Source organism: Salmonella sp. SAL04213 (genome assembly GCF_046550535.1).
Taxonomy (GTDB): Bacteria; Pseudomonadota; Gammaproteobacteria; order Enterobacterales; family Enterobacteriaceae; genus Salmonella; species Salmonella enterica.
In genome coordinates this window covers 241,577-266,735 of record NZ_JBGDXS010000003.1, presented here as the reverse complement: position 1 = coordinate 266,735, position 25,159 = coordinate 241,577, and the positions used below count along the sequence as shown (strand labels likewise).

General features: G+C 49.3%; 22 protein-coding genes and 2 pseudogenes. 4 read left to right on the top strand and 20 right to left on the bottom strand.

Features of this window, described 5'->3' with window-relative positions; translation table 11 throughout:
• Positions 1-29: 29 nt before the first annotated feature.
• The 7 genes and pseudogenes from nhaA to ACLJPQ_RS10710 form a co-directional block, all read right to left on the bottom strand.
• Positions 30-1,196 (bottom strand): Na+/H+ antiporter NhaA, encoded by a 1,167-nt coding sequence (gene nhaA, locus ACLJPQ_RS10740; protein ID WP_000681340.1) that lies wholly within the window; start codon positions 1,194-1,196, stop codon positions 30-32.
• 162 nt (positions 1,197-1,358) lie between these two features.
• Positions 1,359-1,586 (bottom strand): annotated as a pseudogene (locus ACLJPQ_RS10735) (arylsulfatase); the annotation flags it as partial.
• Positions 1,508-1,765 carry a hypothetical protein gene (locus tag ACLJPQ_RS10730; protein ID WP_000528983.1) on the bottom strand — a complete coding sequence of 86 codons (258 nt, stop codon included), beginning with the start codon at positions 1,763-1,765 and terminating at the stop codon, positions 1,508-1,510. The pseudogene ACLJPQ_RS10735 and the gene ACLJPQ_RS10730, both read right to left, overlap by 79 nt.
• A gap of 118 nt (positions 1,766-1,883) precedes the next feature.
• Entirely contained in the window at positions 1,884-3,137 is a 1,254-nt protein-coding gene (locus ACLJPQ_RS10725; protein WP_000457885.1) for a hypothetical protein, read from the bottom strand.
• Between the two features lie 17 nt (positions 3,138-3,154).
• Positions 3,155-4,351, bottom strand: coding sequence for an anaerobic sulfatase maturase (locus tag ACLJPQ_RS10720; RefSeq protein WP_001189145.1), 1,197 nt, complete (start codon positions 4,349-4,351; stop codon positions 3,155-3,157).
• Between the two features lie 103 nt (positions 4,352-4,454).
• Positions 4,455-5,948, bottom strand: a complete 1,494-nt coding sequence (locus tag ACLJPQ_RS10715) for a sulfatase (protein WP_000754366.1) — start codon at positions 5,946-5,948, stop codon at positions 4,455-4,457.
• A 20-nt stretch (positions 5,949-5,968) separates the two neighbouring features.
• On the bottom strand, positions 5,969-6,733 hold the full coding sequence (locus ACLJPQ_RS10710) for an outer membrane protein OmpK (protein WP_000052612.1): 765 nt from the start codon (positions 6,731-6,733) through the stop codon (positions 5,969-5,971).
• A 440-nt stretch (positions 6,734-7,173) separates the two neighbouring features.
• Here ACLJPQ_RS10710 and ACLJPQ_RS10705 point away from each other — a divergent pair.
• A pseudogene (locus ACLJPQ_RS10705) lies at positions 7,174-7,571 on the top strand (5'-nucleotidase C-terminal domain-containing protein); the annotation flags it as partial.
• A gap of 137 nt (positions 7,572-7,708) precedes the next feature.
• Here ACLJPQ_RS10705 and ACLJPQ_RS10700 read toward each other — a convergent pair.
• A complete protein-coding gene (locus ACLJPQ_RS10700) occupies positions 7,709-7,900 on the bottom strand; it encodes a hypothetical protein (protein ID WP_012218477.1) in 192 nt (63 codons plus the stop codon).
• 738 nt (positions 7,901-8,638) lie between these two features.
• Here ACLJPQ_RS10700 and ACLJPQ_RS10695 point away from each other — a divergent pair.
• Entirely contained in the window at positions 8,639-9,088 is a 450-nt protein-coding gene (locus ACLJPQ_RS10695; RefSeq protein WP_023242934.1) for a transcriptional regulator, read from the top strand.
• A 99-nt stretch (positions 9,089-9,187) separates the two neighbouring features.
• Here ACLJPQ_RS10695 and ACLJPQ_RS10690 read toward each other — a convergent pair whose 3' ends face one another.
• The 12 genes from ACLJPQ_RS10690 to ACLJPQ_RS10635 all read right to left on the bottom strand — a co-directional run bounded on the left by ACLJPQ_RS10690 (position 9,188) and on the right by ACLJPQ_RS10635 (position 23,767).
• Entirely contained in the window at positions 9,188-9,475 is a 288-nt protein-coding gene (locus tag ACLJPQ_RS10690) for a hypothetical protein (protein ID WP_000839833.1), read from the bottom strand.
• Between the two features lie 38 nt (positions 9,476-9,513).
• A complete protein-coding gene (locus tag ACLJPQ_RS10685) occupies positions 9,514-10,359 on the bottom strand; it encodes a DsbA family protein (RefSeq protein WP_080185069.1) in 846 nt (281 codons plus the stop codon).
• 64 nt (positions 10,360-10,423) lie between these two features.
• Positions 10,424-11,155: a fimbrial chaperone BcfG gene (gene bcfG / locus ACLJPQ_RS10680; RefSeq protein ID WP_001135034.1), complete on the bottom strand. Its 732-nt coding sequence runs from the start codon at positions 11,153-11,155 to the stop codon at positions 10,424-10,426.
• On the bottom strand, positions 11,121-11,639 hold the full coding sequence (locus ACLJPQ_RS10675) for a fimbrial protein BcfF (protein ID WP_001243232.1): 519 nt from the start codon (positions 11,637-11,639) through the stop codon (positions 11,121-11,123). The genes bcfG and ACLJPQ_RS10675 overlap by 35 nt, the downstream gene beginning before the upstream one ends.
• Positions 11,640-11,654: 15 nt before the next feature.
• The gene (locus ACLJPQ_RS10670) at positions 11,655-12,200 is read right to left on the bottom strand and encodes a fimbrial protein BcfE (protein ID WP_024156539.1); all 546 of its coding nucleotides are present in this window, start codon (positions 12,198-12,200) and stop codon (positions 11,655-11,657) included.
• Positions 12,201-13,208 (bottom strand): fimbrial protein BcfD, encoded by a 1,008-nt coding sequence (locus tag ACLJPQ_RS10665; RefSeq protein ID WP_000701246.1) that lies wholly within the window; start codon positions 13,206-13,208, stop codon positions 12,201-12,203.
• Positions 13,209-15,830 (bottom strand): fimbrial usher BcfC, encoded by a 2,622-nt coding sequence (gene bcfC / locus ACLJPQ_RS10660; RefSeq protein WP_080185068.1) that lies wholly within the window; start codon positions 15,828-15,830, stop codon positions 13,209-13,211.
• 4 nt (positions 15,831-15,834) lie between these two features.
• A complete protein-coding gene (gene bcfB / locus ACLJPQ_RS10655) occupies positions 15,835-16,521 on the bottom strand; it encodes a fimbrial biogenesis chaperone BcfB (RefSeq protein WP_000742551.1) in 687 nt (228 codons plus the stop codon).
• A gap of 100 nt (positions 16,522-16,621) precedes the next feature.
• Positions 16,622-17,164 (bottom strand): fimbrial protein BcfA, encoded by a 543-nt coding sequence (locus ACLJPQ_RS10650; RefSeq protein ID WP_000743357.1) that lies wholly within the window; start codon positions 17,162-17,164, stop codon positions 16,622-16,624.
• A gap of 429 nt (positions 17,165-17,593) precedes the next feature.
• On the bottom strand, positions 17,594-18,298 hold the full coding sequence (locus ACLJPQ_RS10645; RefSeq protein WP_080185067.1) for a winged helix-turn-helix transcriptional regulator: 705 nt from the start codon (positions 18,296-18,298) through the stop codon (positions 17,594-17,596).
• 280 nt (positions 18,299-18,578) lie between these two features.
• Complete coding sequence (locus tag ACLJPQ_RS10640; protein ID WP_080185066.1) at positions 18,579-21,575, bottom strand: chitinase; 2,997 nt, start codon at positions 21,573-21,575, stop codon at positions 18,579-18,581.
• 92 nt (positions 21,576-21,667) lie between these two features.
• A complete protein-coding gene (locus ACLJPQ_RS10635; protein WP_080185065.1) occupies positions 21,668-23,767 on the bottom strand; it encodes a glycosyl hydrolase family 18 protein in 2,100 nt (699 codons plus the stop codon).
• Between the two features lie 380 nt (positions 23,768-24,147).
• Here ACLJPQ_RS10635 and ACLJPQ_RS10630 point away from each other — a divergent pair, with 380 nt between their 5' ends.
• A complete protein-coding gene (locus ACLJPQ_RS10630; RefSeq protein WP_000860681.1) occupies positions 24,148-24,591 on the top strand; it encodes a transcriptional regulator in 444 nt (147 codons plus the stop codon).
• Between the two features lie 16 nt (positions 24,592-24,607).
• On the top strand, positions 24,608-25,141 hold the full coding sequence (locus ACLJPQ_RS10625; protein WP_001068132.1) for a glycoside hydrolase family 108 protein: 534 nt from the start codon (positions 24,608-24,610) through the stop codon (positions 25,139-25,141).
• Positions 25,142-25,159 lie beyond the last annotated feature (18 nt).

Here is a 25,159-nt window from a genome sequence, read left to right as displayed (position 1 = left end):
TACATCGCTCCCCCTTTCCTTCGTACTGGTTATGCCGGCGCGTTCAAACGCGCGCGCAACCAGCTATACCCCACCACTGCGGAGAGCAATGAACCAATCAAAATGCCCAATTTCGCCCAGTTAATAAGTTCCGGATCGACATTGCCAAATGCCAGGCTGGCGATAAAGATGGACATCGTAAAGCCAATGCCACACAAAATGCCGACCGCCATGATTTGCTGATAAGTGGTCCCCTGCGGCAGATGCGCCAGCTTGAAACGCAGCGCCAGCCAGCAAAACAGGCTAATCCCCAGCGGCTTACCAATCAGCAGACCGGCAATAATTCCCAACGGCAGCATGGAGGTCAGACCGTCAATCGTGACGCCCTGAAGAGAAACGCCGGCATTCGCAAAAGCGAAGAGCGGCAGGATCAGGTACGCGACCCACGGGTGCAGAACATGCTCCAGACGCTTGGCCGGCGAGCGACCGTGTTTTTCTTTCAGCGGAATAAAGAAACCGACAATGACGCCTGCCAGCGTCGCGTGAACGCCGGACTTCAGTACCGCCGTCCACAGCACTGCCCCGACCAGAATATATACCCCTGTCCGTCTGACGCCGCACAGGTTCAGCAGCGCCAGCACGGCAATCGCGAACGCCGCCACGCCCAGCGAGACGATAGAAAGATCGCTGGTATAAAACAGTGCGATAATAACGATGGCGCCGAGATCATCGATGATCGCCAGCGCCATCAGGAATATTTTCAGCGCCAGCGGAACCCGGCTGCCCAACAGCGCCAACACGCCCAGCGCAAAGGCGATATCCGTCGCGGCAGGAATAGCCCAGCCCTCGCGAGTGACCGGATCGGAGTAGTTAAAGGCCAGATAGAGCAATGCCGGTACAATCATCCCGCCGATGGCGGCAATCACCGGAAAAGCAGCCTGGCGTAGACTGGCTAACGAGCCTTGCATCAGTTCGCGCTTAACTTCCAGGCCAATCAACAGGAAAAACACGGCCATCAGCGCATCGTTGATCCACAACAGCATGTTTTTGTTGATTTCAAGCGCCCCAACCCGTAGCTGAACCGGCGTCTCCAGAAAATCATGATACCATCCACTGGTCGCGCCCATATTGGCCATCAGCATAGCCAGCGCAGCGGCGATGATGAGAATGATGCCCCCAGAGGCATCGCTGCTAAAAAATCGGTGCAGATGTTTCACTTTTTATTCTCTCAATCAGGTGAATTCTTCGAATCTACTATCTTACCTCGCCTGACTCATCGTTAAAATTAGATTATATATGATGAATAGCTCGTTTTTTACGAAATGAAGTCCGACTTACGCCGGACCTTTTTAGTGCAGTCAGTCATTGATGATAGACCGCTACGCGTACAGATCCATTTTATACACCCGGAAACTGGTAATATCGTAGCGATAGCCTTCCCCGTTCGTTTCCGCGTTTTTGTAGTAACCTGACGTCATGGTCGCTTCAAAAAGCACGGTTTTCTCCGTAGGCGCAATCTCCTGTAAAATTAGCAGCCCCATCGCCTCGCTGCCCGCCTGCGGATCGATAATATCGCTCTCGCCAGGCTGGCAAGAGATGGCGCGGCCATAAGCGGATTAAGAATAATCAGCGCATTTTGTACTGTATTACTTTCTGTGATCTGGCTGAGGCTGTGCTCATAAATCGCCGTATGGTTGAGCACCATCGCATTTTGCTTATCAAGCCTCTGATTGACGGCAAGACACGGGGCAGGAAGCGTATTCTTTTGATGTTTGAACGGCCCCATGCTCTCTCCAGTATATCGTTGTCGTTCCTTGCTGGAACAACGAAATAGATACGCTGGAGAGGGTTGGGCTGATAATCAAAAGCCATCGACTCAGCTCTATCACACGGCATGCGATGCGTTATCCGACCTTACGGGATTGATTATATTCATACTTCAGATAATCCAGCGTTGCCGTCACATTTGCCGGTGACAGACGATTAAGCTGCGCCAAAAAAGGATGCGCATACAGATAATTAATGAACGCCGTCGCGCCTTGTAACGTAGCATAACGTTGCTGGGTAATTTTTTTATTACCGGTGAGATTACACACCGCCATAGCATAATCGCGGGTAGAAAAAGTACGCCAGACATTGTTACGGATACCGCCGCTTAAAAACAGGCGTGGCGGAATATCTTTTTGCAGCGGCGTCGTACCGCGTTCTTTGACAAATGAAATATGGCAACGGCCCTGATGGACATGCGGCATATTCGCCATCATGCATCCCCCCAGAATAAAGCATTCATGATCGAGGTAATGCTGAACGTTTAAGGAGCGTTCGTCCGTCAGCATCCGCACCAGTTCAAAATGGCGGTAGGCAGGCAACACCGGCTTTACGATCATTCCGGAGTCATTCTTATATAACGAGGCCGGGCCGTAATCGATATCAAATAAAGTTTCGCGGCGCGCTGTAATCGCTTCCTTACGTTGCACCATATGCGCCAGCGTTCCCGGAGGTAGCCGTTCTTCATAATACGACTGATACTGCCAGGCTTTATCCAGCGGCTGTGCTGAATAATTTGACGAAATCGCCACCACCCTTCCGCTTTGTTCTTCTGCCGTCACCAGAACATACAGGCTGCTGTCTCCACCGTTATAGTTCACCCGGAAAGCGCGGGTGCTGAGTGCGATATCGAAGGCCGGAAACTGCTGGCATCGCTCGGCAAGGTTTGCATTACGGGATAGTTTAAACAGCGCCCGGTTAAGGCCTGTGCTGTCTAATTTCAGCTGTGAGCGGATCCCGGCAAGCGACGTCCCTTCCTCAATTAGGGTTGCCAGCTCGTCCTGTCGGCAATCGCTTTTTGCCTTTTCGGGGACGATGAACGTTTTCCGACACTGACTACACGCCATGCGGTGTTCGCCCTGAGTCGAGAAGCCGTATTTCTTTAATGAGGTGCTGCCGCAGGCAGGACACTGTTTGACCAGGCCTTTCCATCCCCGGTTTACCGTGTGGCGAAAAAGATTTAACGCCCCAGCGGAAATAACAGGAAACAGGAAACCACATTCCCGACAAAGAACATCTTTTCCCTGGCGGACATAATCCGGACTGTTCAACACGCCCAGATTTTTACATCCCGGCGTTTTACAGCAGTCCACATTAATATTGGCAAACATGCGTTCCTCCTTGAGCATTACTTAAAAAAAACAGACCGGATCTCCGCCGGTGACAGGTTATTTACGTAAAGGGTTTTCATCGCTTTCATCATTGGCGCGGTATGAGAGAAAAAGCACTGATAGCCGGCACAAAGATAGTTTTGCTTCATCGGTCCGCAAGCCGAAGGCAAAAAGCGGTGTTTAGGGCAACCGCCATAACAGGCGAATTGCCACGGGCAGGTATGGCATTCCTGCGCCATCGTGCGGCTTTTATCGAGACCAAACTGCTGGTTTTGCGCGCTATTATTCATCTGACGCAGCGGCGTGTCGTTAATATTGCCGAGCTTATATTGCGGGTAAACGAAATGATCGCAGTTATACACATCGCCATTCATTTCCATTGCAAAAGCGCTACCGCAAACGGGCGCAAAAACGCAAACCTGAGGGGGGAGTCCACACCATGCCGCCAGCGTTTGTTCAAAGAGTTGAATGCCGATATCACCAATATCTTCGCGGATCCAGATATCAAAAATGGCATTCAGGAACTTTCCAAACTGTAATCCGTCCACTGACCAGGGGGTTACTGCGGTTTGCTCGTCCTGCGGATGCGCCAGCATTCCGTCTTTATTTGCCGCTCTTTCCACTAGCGGAATAAACTGCATATAGCGGCTGCCGATAGATTTCAGATACGCATAAACCCGCTGCGGGTGCAGCATATTGCTCTGACTCACCACCGTGAGAGTATTAAATTCAACGCCATGACTCGCCAGGCATTTTATCGCCTGTTCAACTTTATGATGGGTAGGTTGCCCTGCGCGAGTTACTCGCCATTCGTCGTGCAGCGCCGCATCGCCATCAATCGAAATACCAACCAGAAAGTCATGCGCCCTGAAGAATCTCGCCCATTCATCATCAATCAGAATGCCATTGGTCTGAAAAGTATTAACGATGGCTTTTCCATTAGCATAACGTTGCTGGAGCGCTACAGCCTGGCGGTAAAATGGCAGCCCCATCAGCGTCGGTTCCCCACCCTGCCACGCAAAAATCACTTCATCCACGTCCTGCGCCGCAATATGCTGTTGCACAAACAACGCCAGCGTTTCTTCCGTCATCTTGTAATGGTTTTTTCTATCGGGATAGAGCATTTCCTTTTCCAGATAGAAGCAATATTTACAATCAAGATTACACACCGACCCGGTCGGTTTGATCATTACCTGACAGCTTTTCCGTTGCATATTTTCCGTATCCCTAAAATAAAAGAACCTGACTCAGCACGAGGGCGCTGAATCAGGCGGGCAGAGCCCTAAGTGGCATACTTAATTTTTTATAATTATCCTTTTAGCCCCAGGTCACCGGCGTTGGTTTGTCGCCACGGGCTTTCATTAACGAGTCGTTATCGATGTCCTGTTTCATTTTCAGGAACTTGCCATACAGCTGTTTTTCAATTTCAGGCTGTTTGCCAATTTGGTTCAGCGTTTCGAACCGATCTTTTTTCAGGTTATAGAGGTATTTAGGTTTATTTTCACGATCGATGATCATTTTCCAGTCACCGTCGCGGATCGCCCATTCATCGGTCGGATCATCCTGGAACGGCATATCAATACCGAAGATCAGCGGCTTATTACGTTTTAACGTTTTCTGCTCCAACAGCGGAACCAGCGATTGCCCGTCGTATGTACGATCAGTAGGCAGTTTGAAATCCATCATGTTCGCCAGCGTCGGCATCCAGTCCAGACCATACACAGGCGTATCGGTAACGACGCCCTGTGGAATGTGTTTACCGTATTTGATAATTGCCGGAACGCGAATACCGCCTTCCCACAGGTTATCTTTACGTCCGCGCAGACCGTCAGTCTCGCCTGCGAGGTTCAGCTCGTAGACTTTACGCGCTTCACGCGTCACCGGGCCGTTATCACTGGTGAAGATGACAATGGTATTATCTTCTTCCCCCATCGCTTTAATTTTATCCAGTACTTTACCGACTTGCGCATCCATATAGCTGATATTGGCGTAATATTCACCGGTACCGCGCCACGGTTTATCCGCCCAGTCGCCGTAGAACAGATCGGGATGCTGCTTCTGGTATTCGCTCATGTATTGTGAATACATATCGAGGTATTTTTTCGGCGAGGCCAGTGGGCTGTGAACTTCCGTAAAGGCAACGTATAAGAAGAACGGTTTGTCGTCTTTCTTGTTATCTAGCCAGTTCACCACTTCAGAACTGACAAATTCGCCGCTGATGCTATCGGCACGATCAATATGTTTGCCGTTACGCATCCAGCCGGTTGGGTGGACGACGCCGTAACGCGGGCGCTCTTTGGCATTATCCAGCGTAGCATCGGTCACAAAGCCAGCCGGGTTCACCAGCGAGTAATCAAAACCTAACTCTTTCGGCTGCGGCTGATCGGTACGATCGCCCCCGGCGTTGAGATGCAGTTTACCCATCATCGCGGTATCGTAACCCTGCTGTTTCAGCAGATTGGCTATGGTCAATTCGTTACGTCCAATAGAAACATTAGTACCTTCAGGGATCCAGGAGCGTACACCGGTGCGGAAGGGCATACGGCCTGTTAACATCCCGGCGCGGGAAGGAGAACACAAAGGAGCCGGCGCATAGTATTCAGTGAATTTGACCCCTTCTTTCGCCAGGCGGTCAATATTCGGGGTTTTCACTATCTGGTGACCGTAAGTCGCCAAATCACCATAGCCAAGATCATCTGCCACAATAAAAACTAAGTTCGGGCGTTTTTCGGCAGCCGCGTGCACGACAGATAACGTACTTGTCGCACAAAGCGCCAGTCCAATCATGCTGGCAATGACTGTTTTTTTCATTTCAACTCCTTTGATTTTATTTAAAATGAATATCCGACCATATAAATCATCTGGTCTCCATATCCGTCATAACCTAGTTTGTTCGCGAAATAACGATATGTCACAGTAGCTTTCCAGCGGGGATAAAATTTCCATGCCAGTGTTAATCCACCATTTAATCCATTTCGACCGAATTGCTGCTCCGTATAAGCGTCATTTCTATCTAGTTCGATTTCATTCCAGTCAGATAAAACAAAATCTTCACCAAATAAATTAAAATTATAGGCTGCAGTCCAGCCAATAACATAGCCATTCCAGCCGCTTGTCTGCCCATATTTCTGCGAGACATAATCACCAGATTGATTATGCAGACCAATATAGGGTTTGAAGAACCCCCAACTCCCGCTCCAACCTAAATACCCCGCTCCATAAAACATATCGAGGTCATCGCCCCATGAGTTATCCCATTGACCATATATCTTACCGAAGAAAGTATAATCTGAATCAAAGAGTCGTACATGAGTCATGGCAGAAACAGTATGATTTCTTCCAGCAACAGCGTGATTTAACACGTTGCTTTCAATAAATGAATAGAATTCTGCCTCTTTGAAATTGACACCAAAGTCAGCAGTTACTTTCCACACCTCCCCACGATGTACATTGACGAATCCACTATTCCAGTCAGCATAACCGGCATTAATTGATCCAAATGAATTCTTATATTCCAGTGCATGTACAGAATGGCTAAAAACAGTAGATATTGTAAGTAAGAGACTAAATAATACTGTTCGCTTTATCAGAGACATTGAATATATTTCCCATAGTTATATTTTATTCATCAATGAATATGTTTTACTCCGGTGTCGAAGTTTAACCAAATCTAGTTATAGAATAGTGATATAAATCTCACATCACGCAGGATAAAAGTATTTAAAAATAATGTGTCGAGAAATGTTTTTTTATAAAAAATAACTCAATGTTTATTATTAAATCAGCACTTCATCTTTTTAGGTCATACCGCAGATTTAGTGTTGTACTAAGCTTTACCTTTTGGATAACTGATAGCAAAGATTGATGTGATTTGCCCCGCTGTTCCGTAACGCAGGGGGTGATCCGAAACGGTCATTTCCCCCTCAGGAGTGCAACTCTATCGCTGTAAGCAATACCTGAAAACCTGCCAGCACAGCCATCACAACAACGGTGCCCTCCATCACACCATTATTGATATGACGATGATTACCTGCTCGGCGATGTTCTGAGTATGTATCCTTTTACTAACGACGTAATGAACGTGGAAATTAGCGGTAAAGATCTGAAGGCGATGATGTCTCAGGCAGCCGATCCGAAGAACGGCATGCTGCATGTGTCGAAAACGGCCAAATTCAAACACTACAACACAAAACCGCTGGGACAGCGTATTGTCGAATTTGATATCAAAGGTAAACAGGTCGCAGACAAGATATTCAGTACCGTCGCGCTGACTCCTTTATCGGTAAAGGCCGTGGCGGATTTGACTTCACGAAAGGTAAAAATGTCAAAGACATTAAAGGGCTGTAAACCTCGCAGGCAATTGCTGATTATATGGAACATATCAATAACATCGTTCCGGATCACACCATGCGTGTTGACGACATCAGTAAATAAAACAACTCTCATGCGGTCGTTACCCGGTGGCGGCAGATTGATATTATCTTCGCGGAAACGGTAATTACCGTTGTCAAAAACCAGAAACTCCACGATACCCGGTTCGCTGCTTTCAACTCAGACACCAGGATAAAGGCTTAACGGCGCGGTGCCATAAGGATTAAGGTAATAACGGCATGTGTATATGTATTGTCATCACGAATTTGGTCGAGGAGCTGTTGGTATATGGCGTTATGGTTTTGCACCATCGCGTTATCGGTATCAATTTTCTGATTCATCGGCGCTCTTGGTGCAGGCATGGCGAGTGAGGACTGTTGGTTTACGTACATAATGCTCTCCAGACTATACGTTATGAGACTTCTGCAATGCAGAGGCAATTTCTCTGCCCGTCCAACGTAATATTCCGAAGATGTTCAGCATAGTTATCATGTATAACGCCATAACAAAAAAAATCATAAAAATATTTTATATCGCCATCTACTCATAAAATTTCATCCTGAGAAAGCAAGTCATCATCGAATATTTATTTAGTTCTTTTTACCTATATCCTATAGCATCCATAAGACCGACCAATAGGCCGAAATAAAAGTTACACCAGATAACATAAATTATCATTCAAGCACATAAAAAATGCTTAACCTAAAATCATAGCACCACTTAATAAAATTAATCATAAACGGTGGCAAAATATTATTTTTATATCCTTTTTTGTAACTAACCGCATTTTCAAATTAATGAATCACAACAGACAATTCTCATCAACTGAATAAAAAATAATGACATACATATTATTTACCGCTCAAAAACATGGTTTGAGAATCCTTAAACGACGCGTTATATGCATACCCATTAAATATTGATAAAACAGAATCAACATGCTTATAGAAAGAACACAAAAACAATAACATTTATTTCACTTAAACAATTTAGCCAATTTAATGACAGTTGATTTTTCAGGCCTGTCGCCCCAACCTATCCTTGCTCATAGCATAGCGGACACGTTGCAACGATGCTGACTATACGGAACAAGTGGGATGTCATGGCCTGAAAGCACAAATGGAGTAATCATGAGACAGCATAAAATAAATAATGAGTTTATTTACAATGAATCATTAAGGGAAATCACGTCCTTGCGCAGCAATGCAGCGTTCAAAATGACATTTATGCGGGCCTGGTGCCTGAGCTATTTAATAGAAAACGCACATCAGGAATTGATTATCCGTGAAGGTGTCGCGTACGCAGTTTGGGGAGAGCGAAGTCAATTTGTTAGCGATGCTAATTTGACGCAACTTCTTTATCTGCTGCGACGAGATTTACAACAAATCGGGCTTTTCGAACTGTTCGTTACGCTCCCCAGGCAGGGGATAAAAATCGATGAAAGATTTATCATTGACGCTGCTGACATACCGCCACAAGCTATTCAACATCATACTCACCGATGTAATAAAATTATATCCATTGGTATTCCCACTCTTTTTTTATTGATCGTGCTTTTCTTTTTAGCACCGTTTATCTGAAGATAAAGTCTGTAGACCGTGTCCCGGGAAGGTGAGAACATTTTTCATAATATCCTCACACGACACTGACGGGACACCATCTGCGGTCTGCTACGCGGTTCAGTCATAGACAATGCGTAGAACTGTTAATTGCTTATCTTCATCCAAATAATCTCGTTTTACCGTTGCATGAGGAGACGATATCGGCGTGATAATATTCTCGACAATAATATAACGTTCAACTCCCTCTTTATTATGGCATTGAATTTCTAAGGTTCCCACGTCATTCCAGCAGCCGGCCTCAACAACCGATCCCATAAAATGAATCTGAGCGGTCGGTTTCGCTGTCCCTTCATGAACGATAAAGGAAAGTAAAATCACCGGTATGACGCAACGCATAGACTTCATTTTACTTTCACTCCTGTGCGTTCTCCTCTGAGCGAATATCACCCCTTCGCTTTCTGAATCGCCATTTGCAACATATCCTGAGTCGTGCTTCCCGGGATCACGGTCACCCGTTTTACATCACCGTTTTGCGTCTGAGGCATGACGACAAAAGCAGGCGTGCCGCTAAAGTCCATATGCTGCGCCAGTGCCTGGTTAGTGAGGAGCGCATCATGTACTGCACCACTGCTTTGCGCTTCTGTTACGGCGGCCAGCTGCGTCGGCGTTAGATAATGTTGCGCCAGGGTGTAGACATCGTGTTCCGTTAACGCGCCTTCCACCTTCCCTGTGGCATAAAGCGCATTATGCCAGTCGAGATATTTCGCCCCGCCCTGGGTAAGCCATACCTGTTCGCCGACTCTGGCCGCCAGTCCGGATACTGGCCAGCGGGAGGAAAAAATAGGAAACTCTTTGAAAATAAACCGAGTATCCGGGTTCGCCTTAATCAGGTTTTCGACCACAGGCGCCATTTTGCTGCACCACGAGCACTGGTAATCAAAGAACATCACCACCGCCGCTTTTGCCTCGTTGGGCCCAACGGAAGGACTGCTGCTACTGAGCAACTCAGCACGATACTGTAATGCCAGTTGAACATACGCCTGTTGTTGCGCAATCTGCTGACGCTGATGCAACGTCTCGCTGGCGGCGACCAAAAATTCCGGATGCTCGGCCAAATACGTTGCCACTACCTCTCCCACTTTATCCGGATGACTGACGATGTAGGCTTCCGCCGTCGGGCCAATTTGCGACGTCGGGGCAGAATCGGCGGCGATTGCCGAGGCGGATACGGCAACGCCTGCCAACGTCAACATCGCCAGTCGGGAAAGTTTTAACGCGTGATAATACATAATAAAAGTCTCGTTCGATAAGATCGGAAAGCCTCCCGCTATCGGGAGACGCCTGAAAAATAGGTTAATGAATACGCGTCAGATCCACGGTTTGCGCTGGCATTACCCGCCCATAGTCATTAATACTTTGCCAGCGCACAGTGCAGCGAACCGTGTGCCGGCACCAGTCCGTTTGACGCGTTGCAAAGGGAGCCACGACCCCGGCGTTGTCCTGGGCGCGCTCGTTAGCGCGTAATAAAAAGAGCGTAACGTAATAGGGTGTCGGATTGCGTACCGTCGCGCCATCGGGGGTAAGCGACCAGATCAGATGCCGGTAGGCCTGCTGCGGATTGCCGGCGAGTCCCTCAGGGCGATAGAGCAATTTTAAAGCCGAACGAAACGCCATTTGTACACGGTTCGCCTCCGGTTTACCGGAGGGAATGGCGGCGATACTCAAGGTAAACAGACTTTCCCTGTCGGCGGGTAGCGGTCCGCCGGTATAAACCACCCGCATTGAGTTTTCCTGGCGCGCTGAAAGCATAAATAATGGCGGCGTGACCACGAAGGGCGTGATATTTCCTTCGTTTTTGGTTCCAGGCCAGCGGCCACCAGGTAAAATATGCGTATCAATTAACCAGGACGCTTCTGAATGGTTACTTACCGGTACGCTTAATGCCGGGGCGCCCGCATGATAGATAAAGCGAGTACCGCCAATTACCACGCCAGCCTGCGCCCATGATATGGGAAGCAAGCACCAATATATCGCGCAGCGTAAAAAGAACTTATTCATAGGCAAGAATGAAGGTTGCGGAGGCATTGGCGTCCCCGGGCGTTACCGCGCCGCCATCGGCAAGATAACGCGCATAAAATTGCAGATGTGCCGACGCCTGGCCCGGACTGAGCGTCACCACATCACTCTCCTGCCCCAGTGGGATTAAGGTTTTATTTTGATCATAAAGCGCAATCCCAATGCCTGAAGCGTCGCTTTCCCCTGCGGTAAGCGCCAATAAATCCGTATTACGACTGTCCGCCGCACCGCTAAAACTGACCGTTACGCCGCTGGCAGTGCTGCCGCAGTTCTGTAAATCGATAGCAAAAGGTTGCCATGCGGAACCGTCGCCTGCGCGATAAAACTGCCGTTGAGAAACCGCGCCCATCGCCACGTTAATATTTTCCGAGCCTGGAGAGAGCGAACACGTATTGTCCGTGATGGTTCCGGAGACATAGACCCGGCCATCGTGCGCCTGGACGCCGGATGCCGCCAGCAGCATCCCGATGCCGTACAGGATATCGTTACGCATAATTACGATGGCTCCTCATTCATACTGCATATCGAAATACATGACCGCCGTCGCGTTCCCGGACGTGACCGTCGGCCGGGTCGATTTATAGCGAATATAAAAAGACAGCGTGTTGCGTCCGGCTTTCAACGGATAGACCACCGAGTCGGCATTATTGATACTGATGGTATCCTGATCATCATTCAGAATTTCCACCCCAACCCCGCTTGCTAACATGTTTCCGCTTCCCATCCCGGTATCGGTTATCGCCAGTAGCGCGGGATTGTCCGGATCGGATTCGCCGGTAAACCAGATCTTCGCCCCGGCAATTCCTCGGGAACAATTTTTGAGGTTGATATTAAAGGGCTTAAATTTTGTCGTTGTTCCTGTCGAAGGAAAATCGCCAACCGCAAACTGTCCTAAATCAATACTTTGACTGAGACTGGAAATATCTATGTCGCAGGTTTGCGCCACAATAGTGCCGGTAAATTCGAGGTTATAAGCGAGGTCGTCAGCGCTGGCATTGATTTGCGGACACAGCATTAGTCCCATGGCAAAAAGAGCGCAGTGTGATCTGTTCATTTAGTCAAAGTCCACTCGCAGGCTGGCCAGTGCGGTAAACGCCCCTTCCGCAGGCGTTTCGCCTGTTGTACTTACCGGGTAGGCTTGCAATGTGATGTTCGCGCGTCCGGCGCTATCGGTGATAAAAGGCGCGACGCTCTGTGCATCATTGGGGATAAGCGCGTTTCCTTCATCGGTTTCGACCACTACGCCGACATCCGCATTATCCGAAGCGATAGCCTGGGGAACGTGGCTATCCGGCGTAGCGATAAGACGCATCGTTAAATTGACCTGCGAATCCAGGCCGCTGCACTTTACCGGTACGCTGAATTTTTTCGCTCGTACCCCCTCCGGCTTTTGGCCTGCATGGTTGAAATTGCCGCTGTATAATGCGCCGAAATTCACCAGAATCGTTTGTCCGGCGTTGATTTCACAGCTTTGCGGTACGGTCACCGTTCCACTATAAAGAATGCTGTATACGACATCTGTCAGCGGATCGCCTGCGGCGGTCATGACATAAACATTGAACATAGTCTTAGGACTAATATTCACCGTGCCGACGAACGGTTTAACAATTTTGAGTTGAAACTCCAGATTTGAGTCACGAACGTAAAACGGTTGACCCGCTTTCACATTTTCATCATATCCCATCAGGACATTGTTCATTGGCGGATAGATATCGCCCGCCGAAGAATCCTCAATTCGCATTCCGCCTTCAAGATAGTCCGGGTCCAGCTTTAAATATTTCCAGTTACCGCTCGTTTCTACGACCGGATATGGCGACACATAGGAGCGATAAGTCTGGCTATAGGTCGACGCGCCGGCGGGACACACCGCCTGTACATTAACTTCCTGGCTTTTTTCCAGTTGAACCGTCTTTCCCACCTGGTTTTGTTCTGCCGTCAGAGTGGTCGTTAAATCGTAATTAATACTGGAAGGTACACCGTTAACGTTTTTACACACGTCTGCGAAGGCGTACTGCGATACGACACTTCCCGCCAGCAGAGCAAATAAAAGAGGTATTTTCATTTAATGACACTCCGCATGTTGTCGACTCAGAATCTGACGGGAGGAAGAGAGATGATAGGACGCGACGCACTGTTGATCCGGCAGGTTCCCCCAGCGAACGTGCAGAACGCCTTGCGCTGACAACCCGGAAAGATAGACTTCCCCGGCCTCGTCAACAATCGCCTCCGCATGGCGATCATTCACCGTCACCGTTGCGCCAAAGGGTACAGGCTTACCGTTATGATTCAGCGTTACCAGGGCACGCGCGCCGACCCGCGCTTTAAAGCGGGCCAGAACCAGCGCGCCTTCGGTCGGCACAACGCGAGTCACCGCGTCATCAATATCGACATCATCCGCCATGGCGTTAACGTCCAGCGCCATACGGTTTTGGCGATATGTTGTCGCATACGGCACCACCGCATAGCCACGCGCGTCCGTATGAATACCCGGCTGGTCGACAACGCCGACATTGGCTGCGCCCGGCGCGGCAATCAAAATATTGGTATTGCCTAACGGCTGGCTTAGCGTCACTCCATGCGCGTGCGCCACCAGGCCGCCGCTCAGGCCATAATTCACCTGCTGGTAATCGCCGTTATCGCTAACGTTATAGCCAATGTTGGCGTTACCTTTCGCCCCATCGTATTCCAGGCTGGCGGCGCCGCTTTCGCCAATACCATGATTCTGATAGCCTTGTTGTATGTTGTAACTAAGATTGTTTTCGTCCAACAGTGTGCCGCTAAGGCCCGCATTCTGCGTAACGTTATGCTGTTTGTCCGTACTGGTGCTAAAGGTAGCGTAAACATTGTGATGGCGCGTGACCTCATCATCGTGTTGCAGCCATTGACTTAGCGGCACCGAGATATTCAGCGCGAAAATTTGATCGCGCTCCGCATCGCCTGCGGATTTGTTATTGTTGTAAGAAACGCTCCATGCAATACCCGCCAGCGTATCGCTGTATCCCACCTGCAACAAAGAATCCTTTTCATCAGTGTGCCAGTAACTTTGCTGACTGCCGGTAATAAAAAGCGATCCCAACCCGCCTAGCTGTTGATTGATATCGAGTTGTACTTTCCCCCTCCTGGTATAATAAAGATTGTAATAATCCGCCCATTCCGGTCTGATTTTATCGCTGTCAGTCCGATTGTCATCGTCATAGCCGCTCATCCGTTTCCACGTGGTATCATCCAGCGTGTAAAAGCCCGAGGTTGAATAGCGATAGCCCATAAGCTGTAAATTGGTTCCTGACTGTGCAAGCGATTTGGCATACAGGAAACGCAGCGATTGCCCCTGGTAGGTGTTATTATCCGCCAGCGTACTGGTAGCCTGGGTGACATCCAGCGACACCGCGCCCCAGTCGCCCAGATTTGCGCCGCTGCCGATCGCCAGCGCGTGATAATGACTGGAAAGTTGTGTTCCGCCATACAGCGTAAAACCATGCGGCAACCCCCATATCAAGGTCGCCTGACTGAATTTCACCTTCTCTTTTTGACTACTATCGCTACGATACTCCGCCACCGTCGCCGCATACTTCAACCGCCCTTCTCGTTGTAGAATCGGCACGGCGGAATAGGGCACGTTATAGCGATTAATAGAACCGTCGGACTCTTTGACTTCCACAGTCAAATCGCCGCTGGCGGCGGTGGGATAGAGATCATTAATAGTAAATGCCCCGGGCGGCACATAGCGCTGATTGATGATGTAGCCGTTTTGCCGAATGGTCACTTGCGCGTTGCTTCTGGCAATGCCGTGAATGGTCGGCGCGAAGCCCTTCATGCTGTCTGGCAACATATTGTCGTCAGACGCCAGTTGTAGCCCGCGAAAAGGAAGGCTGTCGAATAATGCGGAGGGGGTATAACTATCGCCTGCCGTCAGTTCTCCCTGCAAAAAGACCACATCACGTTCCAGATAAGTACTGATGTGCTGCCAGTCGCTGTCGCTATTCTGATCGCCGCTATTCGCGTTCCATGTGGAGTAGTCGCGTAACCGCCAGGCCCCCAGATTAAGGCCGCTATTCAATCCAAGAAAATAGCTGTTCTCCGCACTGCCGCCTGGGCTCCGATCCTGACTATTCGCGCCGGTAAAGGTGTAATTCAATAGCAACGCGTTAATACCTTCATCCCAGTATTGCGGTGGGATATAGCCTCTGGCGCTGGCAACCATCGCCGCCTGCGGGATGCTAATGTCGAGACGTTGCTGCGCAAAATCAAAGCGGGTCCGGGCGGCCGGTATCGCACTGGCGAGATCCGGGCAACTTCCCGCCGCCGCCTTCGCCAACAGTGGAAACGCCCCGGTGTTTACTCCCATATTTTTAAGCATTTCAGGCGTCAGGCAGGCGCGTAATCCGCTGTCATCGGTGGGCGCGCTTTTTCCCGTCGTCTTCACCGCCTGGAAGGCAATGTCTCTGGTCGCGAGAAACGTATTGTTCAGGTAAACGTCAACGCGATACATCCCCGCCGCCTGGGCATTACGGGAAAAGGTCGATAAGTCGGCCACCGCAGACGGGTCGTCAGACAGAAACGCCGGGTTGAAATAGTTTTCCGCCCACCCCGGCGCAGGCGCCAGTGCGATAGCCAACGCCAGCGGGGTTAATACGGGTTTAGCTACGCTGGAGTAATATCGCGTCATGAAAAGCTGATTACGCATAACATCATGAAGCTGGACAAACGCGTGCTGGCGTCGTTGCGCCAAAATCGTTTACCGTGCGCAAAGATACCTGGCCGGGCGTCGCCGGGAGAGTGATCGCGCCTTTCGGCGGTACCATAGTATTCGGCAGTTTTTTCCCCGCGCTGTACAGTTCAACCATCGAAACGTAGTACGGCGAAGGGTTAGTAATCGTTAGCTGGCCGCGCTCGTTACGGCAGCGAAGCGTCGACGGGGCATGAGCTGGCGCCTCCGCCAGATTTTTCGGGCGAATAAATAGCTTAATCACGCTTTGCGTCGCAATTTGCAGGGAGTTGCCGGTCAATTTATTTTTATCGACAGAGGGTATCGCTTTACTGTTTAAATAAAATACGCTTTCGCGATCGGTCGGTAATGACGGCCCGACATACATAATACGTAATATATTTTCTTTTTTAGGCTGGATCACAAAGAGAGGCGGCGTAATGATAAAATCCGTCGAGCGTGAACCATCGGCATTGGCGACCCATGACTGAATTAAAAAAACATTGCTGGCAGAAGAATTAATAATCGGCAAGGAGGTTTGCTTACTTCCCTGCGGATAAATCACTCTGGTCGCGCCCAGCGCAATGCCTCCCGCCTGCGCGGCAAACGACAGGCCGGCCGCCGACAGCAGTAGCAATAATCGAAGGAAAATCGGTACGTTTTTTTTCATCTGCGTAATATCCTGATGCCGTCGGTTTGTTACGCGCAGTGACGCGCGTAACGCCCCTTTCTCGCCTCCCAACAGACGAGAAAAAAATCCCGATAAGGAATCAGGAATAAACCATGCTAAATGTCGCCGTCGCGGTAACATTACCGGCAGTCGCCGTACCGGTAGCGATATAATCCACGCTAAGCGGAATAACGTTTTCGCCATCGTTCAAGGTAACAGTACTGGACGATTCACCGATATTCAGCGCCTGGCCATCTGGTCCATAAAGTTGTAATGCCACATTCGTCGCCGAACCTGCCCCAGCGGTATTCGCCAGCGACCCCGGCTGGTTTGCGTCCTGTTGGCCATTAAAAATCACCGCCGCATTCTGGCTGGTCTGAGTATCGCAGTCTTCCAGTTTAATGGTGAAATCTTCTTTTTGATTCGCCACCATACCGGCCTCGGTTAATTTACTGGCGCGAACCTGACCTAATGTCACGGTCTGATCGACAGAGTCAGCGGAAACAGAACAGGCGGCGTCAACGACCTGTCCGACAAAATTTACCGTACCGCCAGTGACGGTTGTAGTATCCGCTTGCGCGGTGGACAACATTCCGCCAAAGGCAATTGCAGAGACCATTAATGCTAGTACAGGCTTTTTCATTCAAGCTCCTTTTAAATATAAAAATGAGGGTAATCAGATTTTTTAACGAAACGGCTGCTGATATTTCTTCACAGCAATATCACGACTTTTTCTTATGCGAAAAAAAGTGTCTTCTTGTTCTGATATAAATGTCAGAGGCAATAAAACAGCCACTCAACGTCGTGAGTTAATCTTTACGTTATAATGAGATAACGATGTTATTAATTATTAGCAAGCCAACGGCAAGTTGCAATCATCGACATTTGGTTTTATAGGACCAGACATAACTTCTTGTTTTATATTAACTTTACACCAGTCGTTCGGCCTATCTCCTTTAGCCGTATTGACTTTTTAAAAATAGCCTTCATAACAACCTTCAATAAAACATTTTATTAACGATATCAGGCAAATTCAGACGAGATATGTAAATATATCGTTGCGCATAGTACATTAATACGCCACTGGCAGTTTTCCGAGCGCCGTCAGTCGCCCATTATCAATATGGATATACCCGCCTTTTTTTAGTTCAGACAGAATCTTCATGGTCCGACTGCGCGATATCCCGGTACGCCGTTGAATAAAATTCAACACGATAATGCTTTCCCGGTAGGCCTGTGGATAAGCCCATATTTCAGTCAGCAGCGCCCGAACTTTCAGATAAGAATCGACGCCGACTAATTCACGATCGCGCGCGCTCATTACCATCAGACGGTAAGCCAGACAACGGGCCACGTCGTGCCACAAATCACATTCATCGGCGATTTTTATAAAATCCGGCAGGCTAACAAATCTACCGGTACAAACCGTTTCTGCGAGCAAAAAGTGTTCCGGTCGCGCGGGGACATTATAGGTAGCGCCATAGCTGTCAACCATACCCACGACCGATGGCGCAAACGATGAAGATATATGGAGTCGTTTGTCATTATGACAGAAAGAAACAACTCCAGACTCCAGTAATACAATGTAGTGTTCATCGTTTGCCTGTAAATAAAACTCATCGCCGATACCCAGCGTAAACGGTTGACCAAATGGCAACAAGGCCGAAAATAAGGCATCAATCGCCGCGTGAGGTTTAGCCTGCTGAGAAAAAAGAAAAGAGTGTAATGAATTCTCATTATTATCTTTAGCAAAAGCGTCGTTCATCATTTTTTTCATTAACGGTTGTCTACTCAATGTAGCGTCACAGTATAACCTCTCAAAAAGTACTTAAATTAATAATAAATAACATCGCTATGCAGTATTTCTGTATTCACAAGGCACTAATACGCAATATTTTTAAGATTAAGACAATTCTTAATACAAAATGATTACAGAAAATTAATAACGAATTACGCATAAAGAATGAGAGGTCAGGGGGCGCAAGAAAAGAGATTCGAAAGAGCGCGCCTTCGAATCTCAAACTAATAGTCCAGATTAATGCAAATAAACAGTGATATTATCTGAAATAGCGTGGAGCAGCATAATACTCTACCATTTTATCCGCCAGCCAGCCGCCGTCTTCACCGTTAGAATGGATTGTCGTAATACTGATAGTAGAACCACCGCCCCATAAGATCGAAAAGACGTTAAAGTCCGGTAGGTTCAGCGCCTGCATCTGGCCCCAGTCATACCCCTTATCTTTACGTAAAAAGTCGCCGACGGTCGGGACGCCGTAAGTCGCGCTATTTAAGGCCGTATTGAGTAGCTGCAAAGAGAGCGTGTCAGGATCGCTGCCAATGCGGGCGTCACCCATAAAAAAGGTTCCGCCGGATGCAAAGTGCGCAGGGCTGATCTTACTGACGCCCTCTTCTACTGTAGGCATATGGCCGCCAGGGATTTGCCACAGCATGGCGGGCGTCAGCAGCACTTTCGTCACCTGTTTGACCATCGCCAGGTAATTAAGCCAGCATGTCGCATTCCAGCCATAGTGGGCAAGCGCATCAGGACTGAAACAGTCACGCTCAAATTTATCAAACGCAATAAAGTCCGGCGCATATTCTCCACTATAAACGCCCAGTTCATGAATAAATCCGGCGATCGCCTGCCCTTCAGCTACCGGATCAGCGGTATCGCGCAGCACCCAGTCCGCCGTTCCTGTCGCCCAGACATTCGTCTGCCAGCCAAAAGCCACATCCGGGGCAAACTGACGAACAAGATAGTTCACCGCCTGAATATAGCCGTAGAGATCGTCGCTAAACGTCGGCAACGAAGGCACGATAAAGCCAGCCATCGCCGGTAATGCTTGTATCGCCGCCGCCAGTTGGGCATTCACCGGCACACTGTTTTTTTGCCGTACTACGGTATAGCCATACGGTCCTTGCTGTAGCGCCCCGAGAAAATCCGGGTTAAGCACAAAGGTGGCCGGGACAGGATGCGCCTCATCTTTGTATGACTGCGCCGCCAGACACTGGGTAATAAAGTTACCAAAATGGTTACGTAGCTTTTGCGCATCCTGTAAATCCGCCAGCGCGCTACCGCCGCTGGCATTCGCGGTATAAATGACCATTACCGGCATGACGCTACGCCCGGCTTCTTTTTCTATCTGGCGCACCAGCGCAACGGTTTTATGGATCGGTAACGTCGCGTAATCCAGAAAACCATCCCCGTTCACGTCAACCTCCGCGGCCGGGACCGGATCGCCGCCGCCGTCAAAACCATCGTATTTAAACAACGCGCTAAACGGTATATCGCGATAAAGAGAAACCGTCTCTGGCGCGTTAACCGTCACGCCGCCATGAGCAAGGTAATCAGGCCAACCTTTTACCTGTAGCGTCACGCCGGGCAGAAACTCCAGCGCCACATGGTTGACCTTTTGCAACAACCGTAGCGGCCCGGCCTGTTCACAACGCCACGGCACACTGTCGATGAAAATATCGTCCGTCTGAACATCATACAGCCCGGGCGCAAAGCGTAATGCCAACGTCTGCCGATCGCTGCCGCTCTCCAGCATTAATGAGTACTGATATTTACCGCTGCTGAACAGATAACGCTGCGGCGCGACGCCATCGGGCAGGCCCAGTAGAGTGGCATCCACCGTCACGAAACTCGCCGTGTCGAGCGCTGACTGTTGGTAAGCGACAGCAACCTCGGCAACCTGCGCCGCAGCAGGGATAAACCCCGTAAGCTGTATGGGTGCCGATATAAAGCGGTTATTAATCATCGCAGGCTGCAGATTGACCGTATAATGATGCCCCGCCAGTAGCCGGGTGATTAACTGCGGTTGGTTGGCGATCAGCGTGACGGTACGCTCATCCGCTTGCGTAGTATCAGCGATATCAACGGTCAATTTCGCATTACCAAGCGCAGGGGCGTCAATCATCAGACGCGCGCTGGCATAACGGACAATCGGCAGACAGGATACCTGGACCTGCGCGGCGGCATCGCCGGATTGCAGCGTAACGGTAAAAGAGGACTCGACTGGCGCGATTTGCATCTCATCATTCGCCAGTACCGGTACGGTAAGCCGATACGTTCCTGCGCTAAGATCGCCTATTGTCAGAACCTCTCCCCACTCACCGACAAAGCGCCGGGTTTCGCCGGCAGGAAACAGCAGCTCAATCGCCGGTTTGAGCGCCACGGTCTGCGTCATGGCAGGAAAATGAACACAAATTTTTCCCTGACGGGCAGGGTCATGGGCCAACGTCGCGCTCAAATCGCTGATGGCAACTGGCATCTGCGTGGCGGCCAGATAGCACTGTAATTCGGCGGTATCCCCCGCCGCCAGCATCAGCGCGCCGTCATGATTAATGGTGATGGTATTCTTCTCGATGGGCCATCCCCCATCGCTGGCCAGCGTCACGGCCTGATTCCCCAGCATTGTTCCCTGAAACGGACTGTAGGGATCGGGGTGCGCGCTGGCCGTAAAATTCAGTTGAAGCTGATTGAGATCTACCGCCTGAGCGTAGAGGTTGGTCAGCGTAAAGGTGACGCGTTGATACCAACTCGCGGTATTCAACTCGCTAACGTTAAGCGTAAGGCCGCGTTCCTGAAGGTCATTGTCCTTTTCCGGCACATCGGGTTCGGCGGGTTGTTCGTCTGCGGCGGGTATCGCTGGCGTCTCCTGATCGGATGGGGTTTCAGACTCTGCGTCTTCGGATGACGATGACGCCAGCGTCAAGGTGATGGCGGACATTTTTACCGGCACCTGCGTCGCCGCGAGGCCGAAAGAGAGCGTCCCGCGTTCGCCCGGCTGAAGAAGTAATGCATCGCTGTTATTAATGATGATGTTGTTAGTTTCCAGCGTGCCATACGAATTCTCATTCAGCGTAAGCGGCAGGTTCCCTTTGAGCGTACCGCCGCCATTTCCCCATGGATCGATGTGCCCGGAAGCCGTGAACGATATTGCGGCATGGTTCATATCGACCGCATTACCGCTCTCATTGATGAAGGTTAAGGTGATTTTTTGATACCAGCTGTTGACGTCAAATGCGCTGGCATGGATGGAAATGGTCATGGTCTGCTCTTCCTCTGTCCCTGGTGGAGAAAAGCCCCGGTAAACCGGGGCTTGAATCATGAAGCCCAATACATCGTGCTTAATGCCGTGTATTAGTAAGCGCCAAGATCGGTCCATGCACCGCCGACACCGCAGTTCAGGTCAGGCTGGTCGCCCATAGACCACCATTTCACCTGATAGTTATGGCCTTTCCAGCTAACGATTTCGAAAGAACCCCAGTTTGCGCCATAAACGGTAGAAGCATCCCACTGCGCGTAAGGTGACGTTTTGTCATCTGCTGGCGTATCATCCTCAGCCGGCGTGGTATCTTCTTCCTCGTCCGGTACAGGAACGATAATCTCCTCTTCCTCTTCCGGTTCCGGTTGAACCTGAGATAGCGCAGGCACAGCCGTCAGAACAAAGCGCTGCTGAGAGGACGGTTCGTTGTAGCAGTCGCGTACAAACAGGGTGAACTGGAAGGCTGTTTTTTCGCTAACTTCCGGTACCACAACCTCAATGATTTCAGCCGTTTTGTCTGCCACAGTGATTTGAGAAGGCACGCCCCAGCTAAAGGACAGCTCATCGTTATCTTCATCAGAAGAACCTGCTCCAGACAGCTGTACCGTAGATCCGCCTACGACCAGCAGTTCAATCGCCGCTTTCGGCGCGTGGTTGACCTTCTGCGCGTCGTCGCTGTCGCTCTGCTCTTCATCTTTTTCTACATTGATACCTTCAAAGTAGAACGGTTCCATATCGATAACTTCAGATTCGATTTCATAACCCAGACCTTCACGCACGGCGTTAACCAGCACGCCGTTGTCCTGATCGATAGTCCAGGTAAACACGCCGCCCAGGCCCAGTTTCGCTGCATATTCACCTTTTGCTTTGACGGTACGCGGCGTATCCAGGGATAAAAACAGTTTGGATTCCGGGCTATACAGGTAGTCAGCATCAGCGACCTGGTCGGTGTAAACGTTGAAACCGTTACGGCCTTTCTGGTTTTCCAGATCCAGGTAGCTATAAATGACGTCATACCATTCGCTGGTGCCGGATTCGAAGGAACCGGTAGTAGGGCCTGAACCTGGGTTGTAAGAACCTTTCAGCGGCGACAGGGATTCAATTTCTACCTGACGAGCGTTACGGGTATAGCCGGCATAACCGATGTTGATACGGTCAGCGGAGAAACCTTCCGCCAGCAGGTGATCAACGATAGTTTCGACAGCCCAGCCGCCCTCTTCCAGCGCTTTGCGGTTAGTGTGGTGGCCCAGCGTCTCCGCCCACGGCGTACCGAAGAAGTCATAGGTCATCAGGTTGATGCCATACAGGCCGGCAGCCATCAGATCTTTTACTTTCGCATAGTCAAAAATAGTAGTGACAGCAGAAGCGGCAATAGAGATTTTCACATTGCTCAGACCCGCGGAATCCAGCTGTTTACGCAGTTCGGCAATCAGCAGCGCGTAGTTAGCGCCATCTTCCGGACCAAACGGGTTGCCCGCCCCTTCATCGTTCGGGTATTCCCAGTCAATATCCACTTCGCTGAACATCGGGAACTGTTTGAACAGTTTCACCACGCCTTTGGCGAAGATTTTACGAGAAGAGTCAGAAGCGGCGGTTTCGTGGAACCCGTTACTCATGCTCCAGCCGCCGATACTCATGGAGAGCGCCAGCGTGTGACCTGCGGCTTTCGCTTTTGCCTGCATATCACGCAGCGCGCCCAGCATACCTTTAGCGTTAGCCTGGGTCACGGTTTTCGGATCAACATCCCAGCCGCTGGTTTCAAAACCCAGGTTGATATAAGACTGGAAATCACCCCACGGATCGAGGAAGGTCGGTTCATATTTCACTTTGCCGCACTGTGCTGCCGCTTCTGCTACGACGTCGCGGTCTTCTTTATCAATTTTTCTGAAACCGGTGATGCCAACAAAGCCGAAAATCAGTTTGTCATAAGCCGTCGGTGAAACGTTGGTTAAATCATAACCACGGCCTGGTTGGGACATATTGCCTTGCAGACGGCTGTCATACTGTGACCAGTCGGTGTAATAACCGAATACCTTCGGTTTAGTCGTGGAATTTTTATATTTATTGTATACCGGTTTCGCAACACGAGCGGAAGTATAGCTTATTTTATCATCGCTTGTTGCAGGGTCAAAACCATTCGCTGCATGAGTAGTTTCAGTAATTGTATCGCCTTGAATCAGTTTGCTTGTAGCCATTTTCAAATTTCCTTTTACGTTTCAAAATTGTCGCAGCTCGTTCTGCGGGGTCCATAATCGTTACAGGCATAAAAAATAGCTAATCACAAAACATCATCTTTTTAGATGATATAAAAATCATAAAAATGAGGTTAACAACACCGTCTGTCGAAGAGAAAACAACATCTCTCAGCGCCCGCTTAGTCCGTTCTGGTGAGAGCATAGTAAATATCATTTATCATGTAATTAAATATCATTTAATTTCAATGAAATAATGTGATTACACTCGCTATAGACAATGACAATACAATAAAACCAGTGACATTTATTGGATTAAGACATTTCTCATACAATATAGTCACCACAGACAACCAGGATGTACATTTCTAAAGGAAGACGTTATGAAAACTTATATCATTAATAGCAACTGCATTTACAATGAAGGTAAATATGAACTGAGGACGGTCTCAAATTCACAGGTTATTAAAATGACTGCGATGAGAGCCAAATGCCTCAGTTTCATCATCGAGAATGCTCATCTGGAGATTATCGAGCGACAAAAAATAACCACTGCGTTATGGGGAAGTCGAAGCCACTATGTTAATGATGCAAATCTAACGCAGATTCTCTATTTAATCAGACGTGACCTTAAAGCGCTTGGTATTAACGATCTTTTTATTACCATTCCAAGACAAGGTCTCAAAGTGAATAGTGATATCGCCATTATCGCGACGGATAGCGAAACAAAGGGAAGAAAAAAACAGATTGTACGGCAAACCATCGCCGCCCTGACGACCGTATTTTCAGTAACGTTAGGTTCTCTCATGTACCTGCATATTCACTAAGCGAAGGAAAGGGAAGATGAATCCAATTATAGATGGAATTATTGCGCTTGAAGGCGGTTACGTATTTAACCCTAAAGATAAAGGCGGCGCCACCCATTGGGGCATTACCGAAGCCACGGCGCGAGCGCATGGATATGCTGGCGATATGCGGGATCTGACCCACGCTGAAGCCTACGCGATTCTTGAAGAGGATTACTGGATAAAACCAGGTTTTGACGTCATCTCGACGCTATCGTGGCCAGTCTCCTTCGAGCTGTGCGATGCGGCAGTCAACATAGGCGCTTACCACCCCAGCGCGTGGCTGCAACGCTGGTTGAACGTCTTTAATCACGAAGGTAAACGCTACCCGGATATTCATGTGGATGGCAATATTGGCCCGCGGACGCTTGCCGCTCTCGAACATTATTTGGCCTGGCGAGGCCAGGAAGGGGAAGCCGTTTTGGTGAAAGCCCTCAATTGCAGTCAGGGCACGTACTACTTAAACGTTGCTGAGAAAAACCACAATAACGAACAATTTATTTATGGCTGGATCAAGAATAGAGTGACCTAGACCCGGCTGAAAAAAGAC

What these genes read in the sequence shown, in the direction of transcription:
- ACLJPQ_RS10690 (WP_000839833.1), bottom strand. Translation starts at nt 9,475, where the DNA reads ATGAAGTCTATGCGTTGCGTCATACCGGTGATTTTACTTTCCTTTATC.
- ACLJPQ_RS10640 (WP_080185066.1), bottom strand. Translation starts at nt 21,575, where the DNA reads ATGACCATTTCCATCCATGCCAGCGCATTTGACGTCAACAGCTGGTAT.
- bcfB (WP_000742551.1), bottom strand. Translation starts at nt 16,521, where the DNA reads ATGAAAAAAAACGTACCGATTTTCCTTCGATTATTGCTACTGCTGTCG.
- ACLJPQ_RS10625 (WP_001068132.1), top strand. Translation starts at nt 24,608, where the DNA reads ATGAATCCAATTATAGATGGAATTATTGCGCTTGAAGGCGGTTACGTA.
- ACLJPQ_RS10665 (WP_000701246.1), bottom strand. Translation starts at nt 13,208, where the DNA reads ATGAAAATACCTCTTTTATTTGCTCTGCTGGCGGGAAGTGTCGTATCG.
- ACLJPQ_RS10700 (WP_012218477.1), bottom strand. Translation starts at nt 7,900, where the DNA reads ATGTACGTAAACCAACAGTCCTCACTCGCCATGCCTGCACCAAGAGCG.
- ACLJPQ_RS10730 (WP_000528983.1), bottom strand. Translation starts at nt 1,765, where the DNA reads ATGGGGCCGTTCAAACATCAAAAGAATACGCTTCCTGCCCCGTGTCTT.
- ACLJPQ_RS10715 (WP_000754366.1), bottom strand. Translation starts at nt 5,948, where the DNA reads ATGAAAAAAACAGTCATTGCCAGCATGATTGGACTGGCGCTTTGTGCG.
- ACLJPQ_RS10725 (WP_000457885.1), bottom strand. Translation starts at nt 3,137, where the DNA reads ATGTTTGCCAATATTAATGTGGACTGCTGTAAAACGCCGGGATGTAAA.
- bcfG (WP_001135034.1), bottom strand. Translation starts at nt 11,155, where the DNA reads ATGCCTCCGCAACCTTCATTCTTGCCTATGAATAAGTTCTTTTTACGC.
- ACLJPQ_RS10675 (WP_001243232.1), bottom strand. Translation starts at nt 11,639, where the DNA reads ATGCGTAACGATATCCTGTACGGCATCGGGATGCTGCTGGCGGCATCC.
- ACLJPQ_RS10635 (WP_080185065.1), bottom strand. Translation starts at nt 23,767, where the DNA reads ATGGCTACAAGCAAACTGATTCAAGGCGATACAATTACTGAAACTACT.
- ACLJPQ_RS10710 (WP_000052612.1), bottom strand. Translation starts at nt 6,733, where the DNA reads ATGTCTCTGATAAAGCGAACAGTATTATTTAGTCTCTTACTTACAATA.
- ACLJPQ_RS10720 (WP_001189145.1), bottom strand. Translation starts at nt 4,351, where the DNA reads ATGCAACGGAAAAGCTGTCAGGTAATGATCAAACCGACCGGGTCGGTG.
- ACLJPQ_RS10670 (WP_024156539.1), bottom strand. Translation starts at nt 12,200, where the DNA reads ATGAACAGATCACACTGCGCTCTTTTTGCCATGGGACTAATGCTGTGT.
- ACLJPQ_RS10695 (WP_023242934.1), top strand. Translation starts at nt 8,639, where the DNA reads ATGAGACAGCATAAAATAAATAATGAGTTTATTTACAATGAATCATTA.
- ACLJPQ_RS10645 (WP_080185067.1), bottom strand. Translation starts at nt 18,298, where the DNA reads ATGAAAAAAATGATGAACGACGCTTTTGCTAAAGATAATAATGAGAAT.
- bcfC (WP_080185068.1), bottom strand. Translation starts at nt 15,830, where the DNA reads ATGCGTAATCAGCTTTTCATGACGCGATATTACTCCAGCGTAGCTAAA.
- ACLJPQ_RS10685 (WP_080185069.1), bottom strand. Translation starts at nt 10,359, where the DNA reads ATGTATTATCACGCGTTAAAACTTTCCCGACTGGCGATGTTGACGTTG.
- ACLJPQ_RS10650 (WP_000743357.1), bottom strand. Translation starts at nt 17,164, where the DNA reads ATGAAAAAGCCTGTACTAGCATTAATGGTCTCTGCAATTGCCTTTGGC.
- ACLJPQ_RS10630 (WP_000860681.1), top strand. Translation starts at nt 24,148, where the DNA reads ATGAAAACTTATATCATTAATAGCAACTGCATTTACAATGAAGGTAAA.